This is a genomic window from Jiella marina, assembly GCF_024359545.1.
Lineage (GTDB): Bacteria > Pseudomonadota > Alphaproteobacteria > Rhizobiales > Rhizobiaceae > Jiella.
Genome location: NZ_JAKQZG010000002.1, coordinates 253,094 through 266,196, shown reverse-complemented (window position 1 = coordinate 266,196; position 13,103 = coordinate 253,094). Strand labels below are relative to the sequence as shown.

Below are 13,103 nucleotides of genomic sequence, written 5' to 3'. Positions count from 1 at the left end.
CCCTCAGGGAAGGAATGCCGCCCCCGCCAGCGGGCCAAGGATCGCTTGCGCGAGGAGCCCGACAGCCACTGTCGCGGCGAGGGCGATTCCCAAGGCGACGGCCGACCAGGCCCCCAGCCGGTAAAGAGTGCCGCTTGGCTCGCGCCAGATCATCGGCACGGCAAAGCGCAGATAGTAGACGAGCGACAGAACGGTGTTGAAGAGCGCCGCAACGGCGAGCCAGCCATAGCCGCCGTCGATCGTCACGAGGAAGAGTTCCAGCTTGCCAAGGAAGCCGCCGAGTGGCGGGATGCCGACCAGCGACAGGAAGGCGATGATGAGGGCGATCGCGGCGAACGGCGCGGTTTTCAGGAGGCCGGCATAGTCGTTTCGGGCGGTCCGGCCGCGCAGATGGGTAACGGCCGCGAAGGCGGCGAGATTGGCGGCGGTGTAGCCGGCGAGGAAGATGAGTAGGGCAGGCATCGCCTGATCGCTCAGGCCCGCGACGGTGACGGCCATCAGGAGATAGCCCGCCTGGGAGACCGAGGACCAGCCGAGCATGCGGCGCATGTCGTCCTGCCACAGGGCCGCGAGATTGCCGAGGGTCATGGTGATGACGGCGAGCGCGGCAACCAGCGGCCGGATGGCGAAACCGGTCTCGGGAAAGAGCGAAACGAGCCGGGCGAGCGCGATCGCCGCGCCGATCTTGGGCGCGACCGTCAGGAAGGCGGCGGCAGGGGCCGGGGCGCCCTCCGCAACATCCGGCAGCCAGGCATGGGCGGGCACGGCGCCAAGCTTGTAGGCCATGCCGATCACGACGAGGCCGAGGCCGACGAGGAGAAGCGGCGAGGCTTCGCCGACGGCGAGCGCCGCCGCCATCTCGCCGAAGCCGGGGTAGCCGAGCATGCCGATCATGAAGGTCGCACCCAGCGCCAGCGCGGTGTTCGCCAGCGCGCCGACGAGGAAGTATTTCATCCCCGCTTCCACCGAGAGCGCCCAATCCCGGTGATAGGCGGCGAGCACGTAGCCCGTGGCCGAGGACAGAAGCACGCCGATCAGGACGAGGAGCAGGTCGAGCGCCCCGGCCAGCACCATCGCGCCGAGGGTCGAAAACAGGAGCATGGCGTAGAATTCGCCGTGGCGTTGGTCAGTGGCGAACCACCGCGGGGAGAGGAGCACGGTGACGGCCGTCGCGAAGAGGATGAGGAGACGGCCCTCGACGCTCGCCATGTCGAGCGCGTAGGTCTGCGAGAAGGTCGCGCGGGCCTCGCCGCTCGCTTGGGCAAGCAGGAAAAGGGCCGCGATTGCGAGCCCTGCCAGCGCCACCGGCGCGCCGGTCCACTGCAGCCGGCGCGGCAGGAAGCTGGCCAGGAGTACGATCGCCACGGCCGTCAGCAGCACGGCGATCTCCGGCAGGATATCTCCGAGCGGCATCACGTTACTGCGCCCCGCCGACTGCCTGGAACGGCGCGAAGGCCGAGCCGGTCTGGATCATGTCAAGGAGCCAGCCGGGCAGGAGGCCGATCAACACCACCAGGACAAGGAGCACCGCGAGCGGCCCGATTTCGGCGGGTTTCAGGTCCTTGATCGCCATCATCCCCGGCGCGGGCGTGCCGAAGAAGATCTGCTGGCCCATCATCAGGAAGAGCGCCGCGGTGACAACGAGGCCGAGAAGACCGATCGCGGCGAGGACGGGATAGACGCCGAAACTGCCGGCGAAGATCTGGAACTCGGCGACGAAGCCCGCGAGGCCCGGCAGGCCGAAGCTGGCGAAGGCCGAGAGGAAATAGGCCGCCATCAGAAGCGGCGCGATGCGGGCGAGGCCGCCATAGCGGGCGAGATCATAGGTGCCGGTGCGGGTATAGAAACTGCCGGCGATGAGGAAGAGCGCACCGGTGATGAGGCCGTGGGCGACCATCTCCGTCACCGCGCCCGACAGGGCGAGTGTCCGCACGCTGTCGCTGCCGATCATCGCACCGGCGGCGGCGATGCCGAGCACGGTGTAGCCCATGTGATTGACCGAGGTGTAGGCGATGCGGCGTTTGAGGTTCGTCTGGCCGAGCGCCACGAGCGCACCCCAGAGGATTGCGACGAGGGCGACGATGGCCAGCGGAAACGCATAGGCCGCGAAGGTCTCGCGCATCATCTGGAAGGGTATGCGCACCATGCCATAGGTGCCCATTTTCAGAAGCACGCCCGCGAGAACGGCCGAGGCCGGCCCCGGCGCCTCCACATGGGCGAGCGGAAGCCAGGTGTGGAACGGCACCAGCGGCGTCTTGATGGCGAAGCCGACGAGGAAGCCAAGGAGGATGAGGCTTGCACGCAGGTCTGTTCCGCCGAGCGGCTGGGCGGCGATCAGGGCTGGCATGTCGAAGGTGAGCGTGTCGTTCGCAAGCACCAGGCCGAGGATGGCGAGAAGGATCGCGAGCGAGCCGGCCAGCGTATAGACGAAGAATTTCAGCGCCGCGTATTCGGCCTGGTCATGACCCCAGCGGCCGATCAGGAAATACATGCCGACCAGCGTCAGGTCGAAGAAGACGTAGAAGATGAGGAGATCGAGCGTCAGGAAGAGGCCGAGCGAGACGCCCTGGAGAAACAGGAACCAGGCGTAATATTGCCGGGCGCGGCCTTTCGTCTCCGCCGGCCAGGCAATGGCACAGAGGAACAGGAGGCCGCTCATCAGCGAGACGGCGAGCGACATGCCGTCGACGCCCACCCGCCAGGCGACGCCTAGCGCGTCGATCCAGCCGACCTCCGAGACCGCCTGGAAGGCTGGCGCCTCGGGCCCGCTATCGAAGCCGAGCCAGACGATGATCAGGCAGATCAGCGACAGGGCCGAGGCGCCGAGGGCGACGCGGCGTGCTTTATCCTTGGTGGCATCCGACCAGACGAACAGGCCGAGCGAGGCAAGAAGCGGGATGAGGATCGAGAGCGTCAGCATGGATCAGGACAGGCCCAACAGGAGGATGATCGCCGCGCCGGCACCGAGCGTTGCGATCGCATAGTAATGGTGGGAAAGGCCGGTTTGCAGGCGCCGTGCATCGCGCCCGCTCTGGCCGACGGTGAGCGCGAGGCCTTCGACGAGGCCGTCGGTCAGCCATTCGCCGAAGCGGGACGTGGTCCGCGAAAGGCTTCCGACGAGACCGGTCGCCTGGGTGACGAGGCCTTCCGCGCCGGCCTCGCCCTTCTGGCGCATCACCCAGGAGGCGCCTCGGCCGCCGAGCGCGACGAGCCGAACCGCGCCGTCGATGAGCTTGTCATCGAGCTTGGCGGCCTTCCGTGACAGCCAGAGCACGGGGCCGGTGACCGCGGCATCGATCAGCGCCGGCAGGCCGAGCCAGTGGGCCGCTTCGGCGGCAGCGCCCTCGGTGCCGAGAGTGCGATACTGCCGGGCGATCATGGTTCCGGTGAGAAGGCCGAGACCGACGCCGATCAGCGAGAGAACAAGGGTCGCGACGCTCGCCTCCGGAAGCGCGGTTTGCAGGAGTTCTTCGAGGGTCGACCGGACCGGCGGGAGCCAAAGCAGCGAGGTCAGGAGAACGAAGAGGGCAAGCAGCGCCATCGCGCCAATCTCGACCTGCCGGGCGCGGGTCTGCGGCCAGAGCGGCGCGGTTTCGCCCTCGTCCTCATCGTCCTGTTCCTCGGCCTGGCCAAAGGCGGAAAGCTGGAATCGTGCGGCATAGGCGGCGCTGAGAGCCCCGGCGAGAATCACCGCCCCGGCGGCCCATAGGCTCCAATGCTCGGCCGCCGTCGTTACCGCTTCCTTGGTCCAGCCCCCGCCGAGCGGCGGCACGCCGGCGAGCGACAGGGCGCCGACGAGTGTCAAAAGGCCCACCAGCGGCAAGGCCCGGCCGAGGCGCATTGCCGAGAGATCGTAGCTGCCAGTCTTCTCGTGAGCGACACCGGCCGCGAGGAAGAGCAGGGCCTTGAAGGCCGCGTGGGCGACGAGGTGGAGGAAGGCGACGCCCGGATAGCCGGCGCCGACCGCCACGAACATCAGCCCATAATGGGCCGAGGTGGAGGCGGCGAGCAGGCGCTTCGCATGGGTCTGGAGCAGCGCCACGATGCCACCCGAGAGCGCGGTTGCAGCACCTACGGCGATGATCGTCCCCGGCAGGCCCGGCACGGAGGCGAGGAAGGGTTCGAGGCGCAAGAGGATGAAGGCGCCAGCCGCGACCATGGTCGCGGCATGGAGGAGCGCCGAGACCGAGGTCGGCCCCGCCATCGCCCGGAAGAGCCAGGGCGCGAAGGGGATCTGGCCGGATTTCGAGGCGGCGGCCAAGAGCAGGCCAAAGCCCGCGACCGCCGCCGGCACGCCCTCCATGAGGCCAAGGCCGTCATAGGAAAAGGAGCCCGTCGCCGAAAAGACCGCCATGGCGGCGGCGAAGAGCCCGAGATCGCCGAAGCGCGTCATCAGGAAGGCATAGAGGCCGGAGGCGGTGTTTTCGCGGTTTCGCCACTCATGGGAGATCAGGAGATAGGAGCAGACGCCGACCAGCTCCCAGCCGATCAGAAGCGTCAGGAAATCCGCCGCGACGACCAGAAGCTCCATGCCGCCGACGAAGACGAGGAGGATGGCGACGAGCCGGCGCAGGCCGCGGCCTTCCTCATGGAAAGCGGCATAGGCGAGGACGGGCAGCGCGATGAGCGGCACGAGGATCGCCATCGCCCCGGCCAGTGGCGGCAGGGCGGCCGTCAGCCCGAGCGGCTCGTGCCAGGCGATATGGCCGGTCCATCCCCCTGCCGCGCCCAGGGCGGCGGCGAATGCCGTCAGCGCCATGGCGGCGACCGCCAGACCCGTCAGCCAAAGACGCTGACGTCCATCATCTCCGCGCGGCGCAAACGTGGTTGCGATGGCGAAGAGGATCGGCAGGAGGGGGAGAAGAAACGCCATCGATCAGTGCTTCATCGTCGTCAGGCTTTCGGTCACGTCGGCCTGCCGCTTGCGATAGACGGCTGTCACCAGAGCGAAGCCGATCGCCATGTCGACGGCCATCACCGCCATGATGATGATCGCCAGAAGCTGGCCCTCCGGCGCGCCGCCCATGGTGTTCGCCCATAGCCCGATCACGGCGAGCAGCCCGCCATTCAGCATCAGTTCGAGCCCCATCATCAGCATGACGAAACTCTGCTGCGACAGGGCGCCGTATAGTCCGATGCCGATCAGGGCCGCGGCGACGATGAGGACGGTGGCGAGCGTCACGGGTTTCGGCCTCCTAATGATGATGGTGGCCGCCGCCCTGTTCGGGCTGGCGTCCAGCGGGTTCGCCGTCCGGTTCGAGGCCGGGCGGTTTCGAGCCCTGATCCGCCATGCCGAAACGGCCCGAGCGCGAGGAGAGGATCACCGAGCCGATCATGGTGGCGAGCAGTGTCACGCCTGCCGTCTCGAAGATCAGCATGGAGGGCCCGAGAAGCTCGATGCCGAGATCGTGGACGACCGGCGTCGAAGGATCGACGGAGTTTTCGGGAAAGCTCGTGAAGAGGATCGCGGCGGTGAGCCCGGCGAAGGCGAGAACGCCGGCTGCGATCGAGAAGCGATGCTGATGCACCATCATCATCGGGTTGAGCCCGGCCGGGTTCATCATGAACATGACCATGAAGAGGGCCATGACCATCATCTCGACAGCCATCATGAAAACGGTCGCGACGCCGATATAGGGGGCGGCCAGCATGACGATGATCAGGCCGACCGCGACAAAGGAGAGAAGCAGCAGGAAGGACGCGCGCACCATGGAATCGGTGGCGAAGACACGCCATCCGGAAACGATCGCGACGGCCGACAGGGCGAAGAAGAGAAGATCGGTCAGCCCCATAGCAGCAACTCCACTCCGACGACGAGAAGCATGAGGAAGGAGAGCGGCAGGAGCATCGTCCAGATGACGCTCATCATGCGGGCGGGGGGCATGCGCGCGAACACGCTGCCCGCCCAGATCAGGACGAGCAGAACCACCGCAGTCTTGAGCAGCAGCCAGACGAAGCCCGGCAGGATCGGCCCGAGATAGCCGCCGAGAAAGGCCGTAGCCGTCACCGCCGAGACCGAGACCAGCATCGTGAGCCGGGCGATCTTCCAGGCGAGCAGGCCGGGACCGGAGACATCCGCTGTCACGCCGCCGGCAAGGTCTTCCGGGCTGGCATAGTCGAAGGGTCCGCGCAGGCTGATTGCGAGGCCGAGCATCAGGAAGAGGATCAGCCCCGCCGGCTGGCGCACGACGTTCCAGACCGTGCGCTGCGCCTCGACGATCTCGATGAAGCCGAGGGACTCCGCCGGAAGCGCCGCGCCGATCAGCACGAACATCGACAGAAGCATCGCCGGCAAGCCGATCGCCACATAGCGATAAGCGCCGATCAACGCCAGCGGCGCATTGGCGGACCAGCCGAACATGAAGACCGCGACGATGGTCAACGCCTCGCAACTGCCCCAGACGACGATGCCGACTTCGCTCGGGATGGCAACGAGGTCTTGGCCGAAGGGGATAACGGCGAGACCAACGATCGCGAGGGCGAGGTAGAGGGCTGGCGCGAGCCACCAGAGCAGCGCGTCGGGCGCTTCGGTGCGGATGCGCTGGGTCTGGAGAAGACGCACGGCGTCGGCGAGGGAGAGACGCCAGGACGGGGCGGTTTGTCCGGCGAGAAAAGCGGGAATGGCCCGGTCGGCGACGGCCGCGCCGGCGAAGCCGACCGACAGGAAGAGGATGAGGAGGAGAGCGGCGAGAAATGTGGTCATGCGCCGCCTCCGTGGCCCGCATGATGGTCATGCCCACCGTCGCCTTGATGGCCCCCATGGCCGTGGTGTTCATGGTGCATGTAGCCGCTGCCCTCATGGTCGTGGCCATCCTTGTCTTCGTCCTCCTTGACCACGGCCAGCGCCGAAAGCGTCTCGTCGTCGAAGCTGTTCAGGACGAGCATAGCCTCGGACCATTCGAGGCCGGGCAGGAGCGAGGAGAGATGGGCCGATTCCGGCAGTTCGGGCCGTGTCTCGGCCGAAGAACCGCCCGTCACGGCCAGGAGATCATCAAAACGGGTGCGCAGGTCCCCCTGTCCTTCGACCGCACCAAGCCCCGGGCGGATGGCGAGCGTGGAGCCGGACCAGCGGATGGCACGGCCGAGAGTTTCAAGCGTCGATGATGGCCGATCGCCCGCCGCCGCAAGCCGAGCGCGATGGCCGAGCACGGGCAGGCCAAGGAGATCGAGGAGCCGCGCCAGCCTGAGCAGCGCAGCCGAAGCATCATCCCTCGCTGCCTGAGGCAGGGGCGGTCGCAAGACCTTGGCGGACTGGATCACGTCGCCCTGCAACGTCATCTCCAACAACAACCCAGGCGGAAACATCGGCAGGAACGGGCCGAAGCGCGCGGTATACGGATCGAGCGCGAGGCCGTCTCTCAGATCGTCGGCGGTCATCGCCATCGGCCGTCCGTAGGGCGTGCCGCCCATCATGCCCTTGCCGCCCTGGCCGTGGGGACCGATCCCCTGCCAGGGATTGGGCGGCTCGTCGTGCAACAGGTCCGGTTCACTCGGCCGCTCGCCGTCCGAAAGTTCGGCCCAGATCCGGGTGAGACGGTCAAGCGCTGCCTCATCTGCCCGGCTCGTGTCAGCAGGCTGGAGGGTGAAGTTGAGCTTTTCGGCATCGCCCAACGCCTCGCCGACCTCTGCAGCCCACAGAAGCGTCGCGCGGGGATGCGGCATCTGGTCGTGGAGGCGGCGCAGGTCCTCGCGATCCTCAAGTCGCATCGGTCCGGCGATCAGAAAGATCGCGGCATGGCGCGGCGTCGCCGCCCGCTCGATCCTCGGATCGGCGAAGAGGCGTTCGACGCGTTCGCGCATCCCTTCGCCGATTGCGACGAAGACCGACGCCGGGGCCTTGCCCGCCCATCTCTTCAGCGCGCTCACTGCCACCGGAACACGCCCTCGCGCCAGGCATAGACGATGCCGATGGACAGGATCGCCAGGAACATCCCCATTTCCATCATCGCCTTGCCGCCCTCTTCGACGAAGACGACGGCCCAGGGATACATGAACATCATCTCCATCTCGAAGGCGATGAAGAGCAGCGTCATCGAGTAATAGCGCACATGATAGCGCTGCCAGGCATGGGTATCCGGGGTGCCGCCGCCGAGATAGGGAAGCTGCTGGGGCGCGGTGGCGTCCTTCGCTCCGGTTCGCCAGAGGGCAAAGATGGCGAGCGCCGAGACCGCGCAAATGACGATGATCTTCGTGACCAGATCCACGAGCCCCACCCTCACGATCTTCTCAAGACGAACATGGTTTGAGGATTAAGGCGATGCGCGTCCGTTTCAATGCGGGCGATCCGCGATCAGGCTTGGCCGGATGCCGAAGGACGCGTCAGCAAGGTGTTGATTTTGCGCCGTTTCAAGTGGTCGCTAGTCGGCTTCTGTCTTCCCATCATCAACCCTTGTCTGAGCCGTCGTCGATGGGTCGGCGTCCGCCGGGAAGGCGGGGCGTTGGACAAAGCAGACGGCCGGGCCTTGCGGAACTCCCGGCCGCCTTGATGTCCTCCGGCCTGTTACGCCGCCTTCAGCATGGTCACCGAGAAGCGGTCCTTGTCGTCGGTCCAGAAGGATTCGATCTCCCATCCTGCCGATCCGGCGAGTTTTCCGAGGCTCGCGCGATCGTATTTGCGCGAGCTTTCGGTATGGATCGTCTCGCCCTCGTGGAAGTCGAAACTCTGGCCGGCAACGCTGACCGAAACCTCCCGGTCGGCGACGAGATGCATCTCGACCGCCGATTCCGCGTCGTTCCATCGCGCCTCGTGATGAAACGCGTCATGGGGAAAATCGCCGCCGAGTTCGCGGTTGATGCGGATCAGGAGGTTCTGGTTGAAGGCGGCCGTCACGCCCTCGCTGTCGTCATAGGCGCGTCGAAGGTCTTCGATCGGCTTCTTCAGATCGGCGCCGAGCACCGCCCGGCCGCCTCGACCCACATGGCCGCGCATGCGCTTCAGGAAGGTCACCGCATCCTTCGGGTCGAGATTGCCGATGGTGGAACCGGGAAAGAAGCCGCACCGCCGCCCCTCGTCGGGGAGGCTGTCCGGCAGGTCGATGTCGTCGGTGAAGTCGCCGACCACGGGATGCACGTCGAGAGCCGGGAAGCGCCCGCGGAGCCGTTCGGCCGAAGCCTCCAGGAAGTCGCCGGCAATGTCGATCGGCACGTAGAGTTCCGGGTCGTCGAGAGCATCGAGGACGATTTCCGTCTTGATGCCGGCGCCCGCTCCATACTCGATGAGCGACGCCTTGGGCCCGAGCTTCTGCGCGATGTCGCCGGCGTGGCGTTCCAGGATCGCCCGCTCGGTGCGCGTCGGGTAATACTCGTCGAGCTTCGTGATGTCCTCGAAGAGTTCCGAGCCCCGATCATCATAGAGCCAGCGGGCCGGAATGGTCTTTTGCGACAGGGCGAGACCTTCCAGCACGTCGCGGCGAAAGGCTTCGCGCTGGAGCGTCAGAGTATCGGTGCGGTCGAGCATCACGCATCCTCCGCCAGCCGCAGGCCGGAGAACTGCCAGCGTGCGTCGGGTGGAAAGAAATTGCGGTAGGTCGCACGGATGTGCCCGGCCGGCGTCGCGCAGGAGCCGCCGCGCAGCACGAACTGGCCGCACATGAACTTGCCATTGTACTCGCCGACAGCGCCTTCGGCCGGCTTGAAACGCGGATAGGGCGAGAATGCGCTGCGCGTCCACTCCCACACGTCGCCATACATCTGCCGCAGCCCCTCGCCCGCCTGGGCCGGGCGCGGACGCAGGCGACCGGAATCGGCGAGATTGCCTTCCACCGGCAGCGACTGGACGGCGTTTTCCCATTCGAACTCGGTAGGCAGGCGCTTGCCCGACCAGGCGGCGAAGGCGTCGGCCTCGAAATAGCTGAGATGGGTGACGGGCGCGTCGAGGTCGACTGGCTGGGCGCCTCGCAGGGTCATTGTCCAGTATTCGCCGTCGCGCTCCTCCCAGTAGAAGGGCTTCGACCAGCCATTCGCCAGAATGTCGGCCCAGCCGGCGGAGAGCCACAGGAGCGGATCGCAATAGCCGCCATCCTCGATGAAGGCGATGAACTCGCGATTGGTCACCAGCCGGTCGGCGAGGCGATAGGGCTCCAGCAGGACGCGGTGGCGCGGCCCTTCGCAGTCGAAGGCGAAGCCCTCGCCATCATGGCCAACCTCGACGATACCGCCGTCGAAGGAGACGAAGCGCGCGTCATCCGCCTCGCCCGGCTCGACGGCCAGCGGCTGGGGATCGCGATAGGCCGGCTTCGTCGGGTTTTGCGCGAAGAGATGTAGGATGTCGGTGAGGAGCAGTTCCTGGTGCTGCTGCTCGTGATGACAGCCGAGTTCGACGAGTTCGGCGACGGACGGATCGGGATCGCTGGCGAGAAGCTTGTCGATCCCTTCGTCCACATGGGCACGGAAATCGAAGATCGTATCGAGCGCGGGCCGGGTGATCATGCCGCGGCGCGGCCGCGGATGCCGTTCGCCCAGCGTCTCGTAATAGGAGTTGAACAGATAGTCGAAGCGCTCGTCGAACGGCTTGTAGCCGTCGAGATTGGGCTTCAGCACCATCGTCTCGAAGAACCAGGTGGTGTGGGCGAGGTGCCATTTCGCCGGGCTTGCATCGGGCATGGACTGGACGGTCGCATCCGCGTCCGAGAGCGGTTCGCCGAGCCGCCGGCTGTCCTCGCGAACGCGTCGGTACTGGTCACCAAGCGTCGAGGGGCTGGCTGCGGCATGGGATTGGGGCTGGGGAGAGAGGCGGGCCATGATGTTCCTCCAGGCTGATCGCCGTGTCCGGCCGACCCGTACGTTCGAACCTGCCGAACGGGGCCACCGGTTGGTCAGCGCCCAGCTAGCCCGGAGCCCCCTGGGTTCAACGATCCGAAGCCTGACGAAATGCTAGCAGCCTCCAAAAATCGCGGTGCGGGACGGCCTTCAGGACCCGTGATTTTTGCGGTTGCATGACCTCTATGCGCCGGATCGGCGGAAAATGAAGCCGCGCGTCACGCATGCCGCCGGCTGCTGCGGGCGTATTGACGCAGCCTGCTGCCGAAGGAGGCCAGGAGATGTCTGGTGGAGCCAACCAAACGCCGCAGGCCAACCAAGGGCAGCACCTAGGCGTTGTCTTCGAGATCCGTCTCTGCGCTGCCGCAGAAGATGTCGTAAAGGCTGTCCATGATGGCGCGGATCTCGCCATCGGCGAGGCGATAGAAGATCGCCTGCCGGTCGCGGCGGGTCTCGACGACCCCACCGGCCCTGAGCCTCGCAAGATGCTGCGAGAGCGCAGACTGGCTGAGGCCGAGCGCACCCGCCATCGCCCCGACCTGCATCTCCTCCTTGGCCAAAAGACAGAGAATCCGCAGGCGCGCCGGATTGGCGATCAGGGAAAGCAGCGCCGCCACATGCTCGGATCGCTGCTCCAGCATCTCTATATCAGGACTTGCTAATTTAGACATCGCTCATATATCGCGCACAACCGCTTGAACTGCAATACACCAATGGAGGCAGCCATGCTGACTCGCCACAGTCCCTCGAAAGGGCCAGGCTCTCCGGACGTCTGGGGCTTCTACGAAGAAGACACCGGCTCGATCCAGTATCTCGTCGCCGATCCCGACAGCCGTAAGGGCGCCGTGATCGACGTGGTCCAGAATTTCGATCCGGCGGAAGCGCGCACCAGTTTCGAGAGCGCCGACGAGATCCTTGCTTTCGCCGAGGAACAAGGGATCGCGATCGAGCGCGTGCTCGACACCCATCCCCATGCCGACCATCTGATGGCCTCCGCCTATCTGAAGGACAAGCTCTCCGTCCCGAACGCGATCGGCGAGAAGGTCCTGGAAATCGCCGATCTGTGGCGGGATCTCTATCACCTGCCTGACGCCTTCGACCCGGCCCGTGACTTCGACAGTCTGTACTCGGACAGCGAGATCTTCAGGATCGGGGGGATCGAGGCGCGGGTGATCCTGTCTCCCGGTCACACGCTTGGCTCCATCACCTATGTCGTCGGCGATGCGGCATTCGTCCACGACACGCTGATGTATCCGGACATGGGGTCGAGCCGGGCAGACTTTCCCGGCGGCGACGCGGGCATGTTGTGGGATTCGATCCAGACGATCCTGTCACTGCCCGAAGAGACCCGGCTCTTCGTCGGTCACGATTACGGAACCGAGGAGCGCGACGAGATCTTCTGGGAGGCGACGGTCGCCGAACACCGGCGCGACAACAAGCATGTCCGCGACGGCGTCACCAAGGAGGAGTTCGTCAAGACGCGCACCGAGCGCGACGAGACGCTCTCCCTGCCGGACCGCATGCTGCACGCCCTGCAGATCAATCTCAGGGCGGGTCGCCTGCCGCCGGCGGAGTCCGACGGCCATGTCTATCTGAAGATTCCCGTGAATCGATTGTGAGGGAGGCCCTGATGGCCAAGACGATGAAAGACTTCGTGGCAGACGCGAAAGAGATGACCGGCGGGTCGATCGAGCCACAGCACGTCGACGGACTGGTCCTCGATGTCCGTGAAGCCCACGAACTCACCGAAGACGGCAAGGTGCCCGGCGCCTTGCATGTTCCGCGCGGCTTTCTCGAAGCCAAGGCCGATCCGACCAATGAGGGCGGCGAGAAGGCGCTTCACGAGGCCCATGCCAAGGGCGATCCCGTCCACGTGCTGTGCGCCTCGGGCGCCCGGGCGAGCCTTGCCGCCGCGACCCTTGGAGAGATGGGCTATCGGGCCCAGCCGATCGAAGGGGGCCTCAAGGGCTGGCGCGAAGCCGGCCGACCTGTGGAACACGGAAAGGACTCCCAGTCATGATGCATGATGGGTATGACGGCATGTGGGGCTGGATGCCCTTCGGAATGGGATTATGGGGGCTGCTCTGGCTGGTCCTGATCGTCCTCGTGATCGCGGCGCTGGTGAAGGTCCTGCGCTGATTCCTGCCGCTGGAGCCGGCCGGTCTGAAGACGGGGTGCCTCGTTGCACGGCCGGTGCTGGTGCTTCGGGCTCCAGCGTCTTTTCCTCTTCTGCGGAAAAAGCCAGCACCCCTGATTATCCGCAAAGCCGGCCACCTGCGCGATTTGACGCATGCGACGACGGCCTCGTGACAGATGCTTTTCAACTGGTTGGGGCTCTTGAGCGC

At 66.1% G+C, this 13,103-nt stretch carries 14 protein-coding genes; 3 read left to right on the top strand and 11 right to left on the bottom strand.

The features are described 5' to 3' along the window. Nucleotides 1–3: 3 nt before the first annotated feature. The 11 genes from MF134_RS04755 to MF134_RS04705 form a co-directional block, all read right to left on the bottom strand. Entirely contained in the window at nucleotides 4–1,413 is a 1,410-nt protein-coding gene (locus MF134_RS04755) for an NADH-quinone oxidoreductase subunit N (protein ID WP_255338256.1), read from the bottom strand. A gap of 4 nt (nucleotides 1,414–1,417) precedes the next feature. Continuing rightward, complete coding sequence (locus tag MF134_RS04750) at nucleotides 1,418–2,920, bottom strand: complex I subunit 4 family protein (protein ID WP_255338255.1); 1,503 nt, start codon at nucleotides 2,918–2,920, stop codon at nucleotides 1,418–1,420. Between the two features lie 3 nt (nucleotides 2,921–2,923). Continuing rightward, nucleotides 2,924–4,873 (bottom strand): NADH-quinone oxidoreductase subunit 5 family protein, encoded by a 1,950-nt coding sequence (locus MF134_RS04745; RefSeq protein ID WP_255338254.1) that lies wholly within the window; start codon nucleotides 4,871–4,873, stop codon nucleotides 2,924–2,926. A gap of 3 nt (nucleotides 4,874–4,876) precedes the next feature. Beyond that, nucleotides 4,877–5,182: an NADH-quinone oxidoreductase subunit NuoK gene (gene nuoK, locus MF134_RS04740; RefSeq protein WP_007068914.1), complete on the bottom strand. Its 306-nt coding sequence runs from the start codon at nucleotides 5,180–5,182 to the stop codon at nucleotides 4,877–4,879. A 13-nt stretch (nucleotides 5,183–5,195) separates the two neighbouring features. After that, entirely contained in the window at nucleotides 5,196–5,792 is a 597-nt protein-coding gene (locus tag MF134_RS04735) for an NADH-quinone oxidoreductase subunit J family protein (RefSeq protein ID WP_255338253.1), read from the bottom strand. Next, nucleotides 5,783–6,703, bottom strand: coding sequence for a complex I subunit 1 family protein (locus MF134_RS04730; protein WP_255338252.1), 921 nt, complete (start codon nucleotides 6,701–6,703; stop codon nucleotides 5,783–5,785). The genes MF134_RS04735 and MF134_RS04730 overlap by 10 nt, the downstream gene beginning before the upstream one ends. Then, a complete protein-coding gene (locus tag MF134_RS04725) occupies nucleotides 6,700–7,872 on the bottom strand; it encodes a hypothetical protein (RefSeq protein WP_255338251.1) in 1,173 nt (390 codons plus the stop codon). The genes MF134_RS04730 and MF134_RS04725 overlap by 4 nt, the downstream gene beginning before the upstream one ends. Then, nucleotides 7,863–8,213: an NADH-quinone oxidoreductase subunit A gene (locus MF134_RS04720; RefSeq protein WP_255338250.1), complete on the bottom strand. Its 351-nt coding sequence runs from the start codon at nucleotides 8,211–8,213 to the stop codon at nucleotides 7,863–7,865. The genes MF134_RS04725 and MF134_RS04720 overlap by 10 nt, the downstream gene beginning before the upstream one ends. A gap of 287 nt (nucleotides 8,214–8,500) precedes the next feature. Beyond that, a complete protein-coding gene (gene egtD, locus MF134_RS04715; RefSeq protein ID WP_255338249.1) occupies nucleotides 8,501–9,457 on the bottom strand; it encodes an L-histidine N(alpha)-methyltransferase in 957 nt (318 codons plus the stop codon). Then, complete coding sequence (gene egtB, locus MF134_RS04710; protein ID WP_255338248.1) at nucleotides 9,457–10,740, bottom strand: ergothioneine biosynthesis protein EgtB; 1,284 nt, start codon at nucleotides 10,738–10,740, stop codon at nucleotides 9,457–9,459. The genes egtD and egtB overlap by 1 nt, the downstream gene beginning before the upstream one ends. 347 nt (nucleotides 10,741–11,087) lie before the next feature. Continuing rightward, nucleotides 11,088–11,399 (bottom strand): ArsR/SmtB family transcription factor, encoded by a 312-nt coding sequence (locus MF134_RS04705; protein WP_255338247.1) that lies wholly within the window; start codon nucleotides 11,397–11,399, stop codon nucleotides 11,088–11,090. 84 nt (nucleotides 11,400–11,483) lie between these two features. Here MF134_RS04705 and MF134_RS04700 point away from each other — a divergent pair, with 84 nt between their 5' ends. From MF134_RS04700 to MF134_RS04690, 3 genes are read left to right on the top strand one after another with little or no spacing between them, the layout of a single operon-like run. Continuing rightward, the gene (locus MF134_RS04700; protein WP_255338246.1) at nucleotides 11,484–12,377 is read left to right on the top strand and encodes an MBL fold metallo-hydrolase; all 894 of its coding nucleotides are present in this window, start codon (nucleotides 11,484–11,486) and stop codon (nucleotides 12,375–12,377) included. 11 nt (nucleotides 12,378–12,388) lie between these two features. Further along, a complete protein-coding gene (locus tag MF134_RS04695) occupies nucleotides 12,389–12,778 on the top strand; it encodes a rhodanese-like domain-containing protein (protein ID WP_255338245.1) in 390 nt (129 codons plus the stop codon). Further along, nucleotides 12,775–12,897 carry a hypothetical protein gene (locus MF134_RS04690; protein WP_255338244.1) on the top strand — a complete coding sequence of 41 codons (123 nt, stop codon included), beginning with the start codon at nucleotides 12,775–12,777 and terminating at the stop codon, nucleotides 12,895–12,897. Before MF134_RS04695 ends, MF134_RS04690 begins: the two co-directional genes overlap by 4 nt. Nucleotides 12,898–13,103: the final 206 nt, after the last annotated feature.